Source organism: Rubrimonas sp., from assembly GCF_036788415.1.
In the GTDB taxonomy this organism is placed as follows: domain Bacteria; phylum Pseudomonadota; class Alphaproteobacteria; order Rhodobacterales; family Rhodobacteraceae; genus Rubrimonas.
The window spans coordinates 1-7,359 of the sequence record NZ_DAIQNN010000113.1 but is presented as its reverse complement, the minus strand read 5'-3'; the positions used below and the strand labels follow the sequence as shown (position 1 = coordinate 7,359).

Genomic DNA, 7,359 nt, shown 5'->3' with positions numbered 1-7,359 from the left:
CAGGGCGCGCTTCGCTGAGCTGTCGCCCGCGCGGGTGACAGCGTCGCCGCCGATCATCGTTAAATTGTCTGTGCGTGATCGATTCAAGCGAGGCTGACGGGAGCGATCTCCATGGCGCGGTATTCGATCAGACATTCACTTGTGAGTACTTCAAACAATAAGCTCCGCGGAACAGCTTGTATTTCCTATCCGGAAAATTTTCTGATGAGAATATCGGAAAACTCCACGAGCTGGGGCGCATTCCTTGTCAAGCCGAATGTCTTGCCTCGGCGGGAGAGGAGCCGACGCCGCACAAGCCATCTCCATAGACTTATTACACAAGATCTGCGTCAGCGCCACTCCGGCTCAGCGACCAATGCCTCGTGGTCCCGATTGATCCTGGCTCCTTGCCCGGGAGGCAAGTCACTGGCATCACCGCACGCCAAATACTCGAGGTATCAAGCCCCATAACTGGCGGCAGTGTTTCGTGCTTCGACTGCAGAATGAAACTGATTTGCGGAGGCCACTTTGACTATCGAACGCATAGGCGTCGACGCGAACGGTGACGGGGTCGACGACTTTTTCGTGCTCGGGTTCGGGCCCGGCTCGACGACCGTCGCTGCGCCAATCGAACGGGTCTCCATCGCCGGCGCGCAATCCGTCACCGTGAACAGCGTCACCAATGAAGTGGTTCTCGGCGGCACCGGCGTCAACTTCGTGAACAACGGCACGATCGAGCCGAAGACGCTGACGCTCCGGAACCTCGACCCGCAATTCGGTCCCATCGAGGTTCGCTTCAACGGGACCGTCTCGATCAACGGCCCGGGCGCCGAGGTGATCAACAACGGCGAGGCGGTCAGTTACACCGTCCGCGGCGCCGACGTGAGTTTCCTAAATGCAGGAACCGCCCGGAGTGCCCAGCTCATCGGCGACGACGCCGTCGCGCTGAACGACGAGGACGGCGTGCTCGACGTCGGCCTCGAGGTCGGGGGAGACCGGGTCGCGGTTGCGAACCGGGGTCTCGCTGGATCGGTGCTGGTCTCGGGCGACGAGGCGACCGTCGACATCGCCGGCGAGATCCGCAGCCCGGACGTCACGCCCCCTGGAGGCGACCGGCGCGCCGTGGGCATCCTGGGCGACGCGGCGATCTTGAACGTCGGGCTGGCCGCCGAGACGCTGATCGCCACCGACACCGAGTTCCTCGCCGCCGTCGACACGCTGGGCGACGACATTTTCGTCGCGATCGGGACCGCAGAGTTCGGTGCCCGCATCACGACCGTCGGGCAGCTGTCGCCCGCAATGCAGATCGCGGGGCGCCAGCAGACCGTGACGCTGGGCCCGAGCCTGGTCGCGCGCACCGAGGGCGAGGAGTCCCCGGGGCTCGTGGTCTTCGCGGTCACCGAGGAGACGGACGATCCGGAAACCTCGCTGGTGGCCGACTTCGCCGAACGCCCGACCATCATGACCGAGGCCGAGATCACGGTGGAGGGCCGCTTCTCGATCGCCGTCGACCTGACCATGCAGGACGGCGTCTTCGAGAACGGCGGCCTGCTGCGCGCGACCGGCGAGCTGGGGGCTGGGCTGACCGTCGCCGGGGACCGCAACGCGATGCTCAACCGGGCCGGGGGCGAGATCCGGACCGACGGCGACACGACCGGCGGGGCGGGCTTGTTCGGCGACGGCAACGTCTTGCGCAACGAGGGCGAGATCCGCACCGATGGCGCGCGGAGCGTCGGCATCGCCGCCAACGGCTCCGGCCTGAACCTGACCAACGCCCTGGACGCGACGGTGGTCACGACGGGCGAGGGCTCGGTCGGCGTGCAGATCGGCGGGGTCGGGCGCAGCGGGGCCCTGACGCAGGCGCCGTTCCCGGTGCTGGCCGCCCGCGGGCCGGAGGTGCTGGGCTTTCAGGACCTGCTGTATTTCGAGGCGCTGGCCGAGGTCGGCGCAGAGTTCGCCGAGCGGCTGATCGCCGCCGGATCGGGCGTCTTCGTCAACGAAGGGACGATCGAGACGCGGGCCGGGTTCGGCGCGCGGCTCGATCCGCTGGACCCGCGCGGGGCGTCGGCTGCCTACCAGCCGGCGGCGCTGGCGCATCTGGACGGCGGCACGATCGAGAACCGGGCCGACGGCATCCTGCGCAGCGATGGCGTCACGGTGCATCTCGGCGGCGCCGGCGTCACGCTGGACAACGCAGGCGAGATACGGACGACCGCAGTGGCCGACCGCGACGACGCAGACCCCTTTCCCGTGGCGGTGCTGGTGGACCGGCCCGAGAGCACCGCGACGATCATCAACCGCGGCGGCGACGCGCAAAACAGCCGCGGGCTCATCGACGGTTCGGTGCTGTTCCTGTCAACGGCGGGGACGGTGCGCAATGACGGCGAGATCCGGGGGGCGCTGATCGCCTCGGTCGAGGGTCAAAAGGCGCTCGGCGTCGAGGATCGCGGGGCAGTGGGCGCTTTCACGCTGACCATGGGCAAGGACGGCGTGCTGGGGCCGGTCACGCTCGAGCAGGCCGACGGCGAGGCGCTCCGCTACGTCGACGCGACAGAGTCGGAACTGATCGTCGATGTCGAGGGTCTGATCGGCGGCGGCATCCGCGCGACCGCGGTTACCGGGCGGATCGCGCTGCGCGACGCCGAAGGCGCGCCCGAGGGCGCCGAGGGTCTGCTCGCCGCCGGCGAGATTCCGGCCATGGCGCTGCTGGGCGATTTCGAGGTGACGCTCGACACCAACCTCCGCGCCGGCAACGGCATCGTAGAGGTCGACCGCGAGGGGCTGCCGGAGGACGAGATTCCCGAGGTCTCGAGGCTGGTCTTCGTCAACGACGCGCGCGGCAAGGGCATGACGATCCGTGGCGACGACGCCTTCGGCGTCGGGTCCTTCGCCGACGGCATCGAGATCCGGAACTCGGGCGTCATCGACATAGAGGGCGCGCGCGCCATCGGCATTGAGGCCGGCGCAGCGGACGCGGAAGCCGTCGACAGCGTCGAGAACGACGGCAGGATCATCGTCACGGGCGACGACGGCTTTGGCGTGCGCATGACGGCCCGGGGCGACGATGCGCCTCAGCGGGTGGCCTTCGGTCACTTCAGCGCACTCGGCGCGGACGCCGGCATCACGGTGATCGGCGCGAACGCAACCGGGGTACTGATCGAAGTAGACGAGAGCGTCGCGACGCAGTTGGAGTTCCTGTCCCAGAGCCTGATCGAGGCGCGCGGCGCGGGAGCCAGAGGGCTGGTGCTCGACGCGCCCAAAGCCGCTAACCCGGGCAGCGCGGGTCGTCCGCCGTTCATCCAACTCGAGTTCAACGATAACCCCAACGGCCCCTTCTCGATCCGAGCGGTCGGCGCCGACGCGACGGGGGCCGAAATCGCCAGCGACGTGCAGCGGGTGACGCTGATCGGCGGGATAGAGGCGATCGGCGAAGGAACCGGCGCGATCGGTCTCAAGCTGACAGCCGCCGACAACCCCGACATCTACCTCGCCAACCAGATCAACGTGGTTGCGGGCGATGGCGCTGCACCCGGAACGACGGTCGGACTCGCTCTTGAAGGCGAGGGATCGCGCGTCCTCCTGGGGCTGGGCGCGGCAAGCGCGCCGCGTCTCGACATCGAACTTGGGGCCTTCGCCAATGCGGATTCTGGCCCCTCGTTCGAAACCATCGTGTCTTCGAACCGCGGCGAGTTCTTCCCGCGTTCGCAGATCCTCGCATCGGGACCGGGCGCGGTTGGGCTGCGCAGCGAAGGCGGCCAGACGATCCACCTTGTCGGGCAGGAGCTCGTCGGCGAGCCCGCCGCCCCCGGCTATTTCTCCAGGGACGGGGCGGTTCAGAACATCCTCGTCTTCGGTATCGCGGGCGTCGGCGTCAGTCTCAGCGACGGCGACACGCTCATCAATGAAGGGGTCATCGAAGCGGCGAGCCGGTCGATTCTCGGCGACGATGGGGACCAGACCGTCGCGAACGCTGGCGCTCTCTATGGCAACGTCGCGCTCGGCGGAGGCAGGGACACCTACCTCCACCGCATCGGCGCGCGGACGCCGGAGGTCGTGGACGGCGGCGCCGACGACGATCTGCTGATCGTCGAATTGGGGCCGGCGGACGGTCCGGGCGGCGGTGACATGAGCGCCCCTGCCACGCCGCAGGCGCGTGACGAGGTTTTCGCCGCGGCCCGGTCCTTCACCGGGTTTGAGACCATCGACTTTCGCCCTGGTTTGGGCCTTTCGGACTCACCAGGGGCAGTCGCGCGGGTCATCCGCGTCGAGGACGTTTTCGCGCCAGGCGCTGAAACCATGCGGCTTCGGCCCGGCGTCACGGTCTTCATCGATGGCGCAGACGGGGGTGACGCCGCGCTCGCGGGCGGGACCGTCAACGTGGCCGGAGCGGCCCGCCTCGTGCTCGACGATCGCGATGACGGCGTCGCGCGCGTGGTCGGCGACGTCAAGGTCGCGGCAGGCGGCGAGCTTGCAGGGTCTGGCCGGATAACCGGCCACCTGCGGGCCGATCCGGATGCGATCATCGCGCCGGGCTTCAGCCCCGGGCTGCTGCGCATCGAAGGCGACGCGGCGATCTCGGGCCGCCTGCTGCTCGAGGTCGGCCCCGACGGCTCGGACCGCATCGAGGCGACCGGCGCGCTCGACCTGACCGGCGCGACCATCGAGATCACGGTGGCCGAGGGTTTCGACCTCGCCGACGCGCCGCCGCTGCTGAGCGGCGCGAGCGTCACCGGGCTCGACGCGGCCGCCGTCGCCTTCAGCGGCCCGGGCGCGGGCGACCTGACGCTCGCGCTGACGGCCGATGGCGTGACCGTCGCCAGCGCAAGGGACAATCGGCCGCCGGTCGTGGTCGATGACGGCGGCCCGGGTTTCGAGACCACGGCGGACGCCGCCTTCGACACGGGCAACGTGCTGGCCAACGATTTCGATCTCGACCTCGGCGATCAGGTGGCGTTCTTCGACTTCGACGCCTCGGGCGCGCTGGGTATCGTCAGCTACAACGGCGACGGGACCTTCCGGTATGATCCGAACGGGGTCTTCGACGGGCTGGCCGCCGGCGAGACCGCGACGGACAGCTTCACCTACCGCGCCACCGACGGAAAGGACGCGGTCATGGCGACGGTCACCGTGACCGTGACCGGCGTCGCCGAGACGGTGAACGTGATCGAGGGCGCGCCAGACCAGCCGCGCATCGAGGGCACGGACGGCGCCGACCGCATCCTGATAGGGTCGTCGCGGGCGACGCAGGTCTTCGGCGGCGCCGAGGCCGACGTCTTCGTGTTCGGCCGCTCGGCCGACGACGGCGTGCGCGATGTCGCCTACCTGCGCGACTTCGAGCAGGGTCTGGACCTGATCGATTTGGGCGGCGCCGAGTACAACCTGCGCGCCCTCGGCGGCTCCAGCATCATCACCCTCGCGACGCCCGACCGCGACACGCTGTTCGTCACCGGCGTCACGCTTGACCACGCCGATATCGTCGCCGGGCTCGGCGACGACCTCTTCGTCTGATCTTCCCGCGTCGAGAACGGAGCCTGCCCATGAAGCGGATCGCGCGCATCCTCCTCGCCAGCCTGTCGCTTGCGGGCATTGCGCCGTCGGCGGTGGCGGCCACGCTCCTTGAGCGTCCGTCGACCGTGATCTACTCCGGCGTTGTCGACTACGAGATCGACCGAGAGGTCGGGGTCGCCTTCGCAATTGGCGCGCTGGACGGCGGGCTCGACCTCTTTGTATCCGGCGTCTTCGATCCCGGGACCGACGGCGCCAACCCGCGCGACGTCGCCATTCTGGTCGCCGACGCCGACGGAACGCAGATCGTCGACGCTATGGGCCTCGATATGGTGGAGTTCGGTCCTGGCTCTCTGGCGCTGCTGCTCGCTGACGTTCGGGGAGCAGCAGCTGCCGAGTTCGCCGGAGAAGGACTGTTGGCGCTGTTTCAGGATCCCGCCTTTCCGGCGGCTACAGGCGTAGGGACAGTCGAACTTCGGCGGTTCGACGACCTCGCCGTCATTCCGCTTCCACCTGCGGCTCCACTGCTTCTCGGCGGGTTGCTGAGCATCGCGATCATGCGAAGGAAGGGTTCGCCCAGCGCGTGAGGCGTGGATCGGCGCGATGCTGGAGCCTACCTTCGGTCGGAAGCACACGCCCTTAATCGGCTTTACTTCTGGACAAGCACCAGAGCTGCCGCCTCCGCCTCATCGAACCATGTCACCTTGAACCGCGCCGGGTCTGCCGGAGGCTCCCACTCCTGAGTAGGATGGAGCCCCATGAGCAAGACGACGAACAAGTTCTCCGCTGAGGTCCGCGAGCGCGCCGTGCGGATGGTTTTGGGCAGCGAGGCTGAGCACGGCTCTCGCTGGGCGGCGATCGTTGCGATCGCGCCGAAGATCGGTACCCCTGCGGTGAGGGCCGCGGTTACGCGGCCTTGACGGCGGGGTTTCTTTGGGCTGCCCAGTTCCAGGGCAGCAGCTCGTCGAGCTTCGACATCGGCGTGTTGGCGATACGGGCGAGGACGTCGGCGAGCCATGCCTGAGGATCGACGTCGTTGAGCTTGGCGGTGGCGATCAGGGTGTAGAAGAAGGCGGCGCGGTCGCCGCCGCGCTCGGAGCCGGCGAAGAGCCACGCCTTGCGGCAGAGGGCCACGCCGCGCAGGGAGCGCTCGGCGGCGTTGTTCGTGAGGCAGACCCTCCCGTCGGTCAGGAAGCCGGTGAAGGCGTCCCAGCGGGGCAGCATGTAGTCCATGGCCTTGGCGACGGGGGCATGCTTCGAGAGCCGGGCGCGCTCGGCCTTCATCCAGGCGTGCAGGGCGGCGACGAGCGGCGCGACCTCTGCCTTGCGGACGGCGAGCCGCTGGTCGGGCGGCAGTCCATTGATGGCGCGCTCGAGGTCGAAGATCGCGTCGATGCGCTTCACGGCCTCCAGCGCCAGCGGCGAGATCGGCGGCGCCTGTTTGCCGCGCCGGGCCTTGGCGGCGATGTCGGCCAGCTCAAAGAACTTCCTCCGCGCATGCGCCCAACAGAACGCGGGCAGGATCGGCCCCGGCTTGCGCGCTATGCCGAACAGGGGGTTGAAGCCTGCATAGGCGTCGGCCTGCAGCACTCCGGCCCAGCCGGCGAGATGCTTTTTTGGATGCTCGCCACGCCGGTCGCGCGAGAAGCGGAACAGCGCGGCGGGCGGGCTTCGGCCGCCAAACGGGCGGTCATCGCGCACATAGGTCCAGAGCCGGGCGGTCTCGGTCTTGCCCTTCGCCAGCAGCGGCACGGTGGTGTCGTCGCCGTGGAGCCCCGGCCAACACCCGCAAGACCTGCCGCTCCGCTTCGACAAGCGCAGCGGCGCAGAGCCGCTCGAAGGTCGAGGGCGAGGGCGCGATGACGCGCGCGGCGC

General features: G+C 68.8%; 2 protein-coding genes and 2 pseudogenes. 3 read left to right on the top strand and 1 reads right to left on the bottom strand.

The window, feature by feature from the left end:
* Window positions 1–507 precede the first annotated feature (507 nt).
* The 3 genes and pseudogenes from V7Q31_RS16150 to V7Q31_RS16140 all read left to right on the top strand — a co-directional run.
* A complete protein-coding gene (locus tag V7Q31_RS16150; protein WP_333834886.1) occupies window positions 508–5,487 on the top strand; it encodes an Ig-like domain-containing protein in 4,980 nt (1,659 codons plus the stop codon).
* 29 nt (window positions 5,488–5,516) lie between these two features.
* Complete coding sequence (locus tag V7Q31_RS16145; protein WP_333834885.1) at window positions 5,517–6,071, top strand: hypothetical protein; 555 nt, start codon at window positions 5,517–5,519, stop codon at window positions 6,069–6,071.
* Window positions 6,072–6,242: 171 nt separating this feature from the next.
* Window positions 6,243–6,377, top strand: a pseudogene (locus tag V7Q31_RS16140) (IS3 family transposase); the annotation flags it as partial.
* A gap of 13 nt (window positions 6,378–6,390) precedes the next feature.
* Here V7Q31_RS16140 and tnpC read toward each other — a convergent pair.
* Window positions 6,391–7,257 (bottom strand): annotated as a pseudogene (gene tnpC / locus V7Q31_RS16135) (IS66 family transposase); the annotation flags it as partial.
* Window positions 7,258–7,359 lie beyond the last annotated feature (102 nt).

Bases quoted from the DNA above. Each gene is read 5' to 3' on its own strand.
- V7Q31_RS16145 (WP_333834885.1), top strand. From the start codon at position 5,517: ATGAAGCGGATCGCGCGCATCCTCCTCGCCAGCCTGTCGCTTGCGGGC.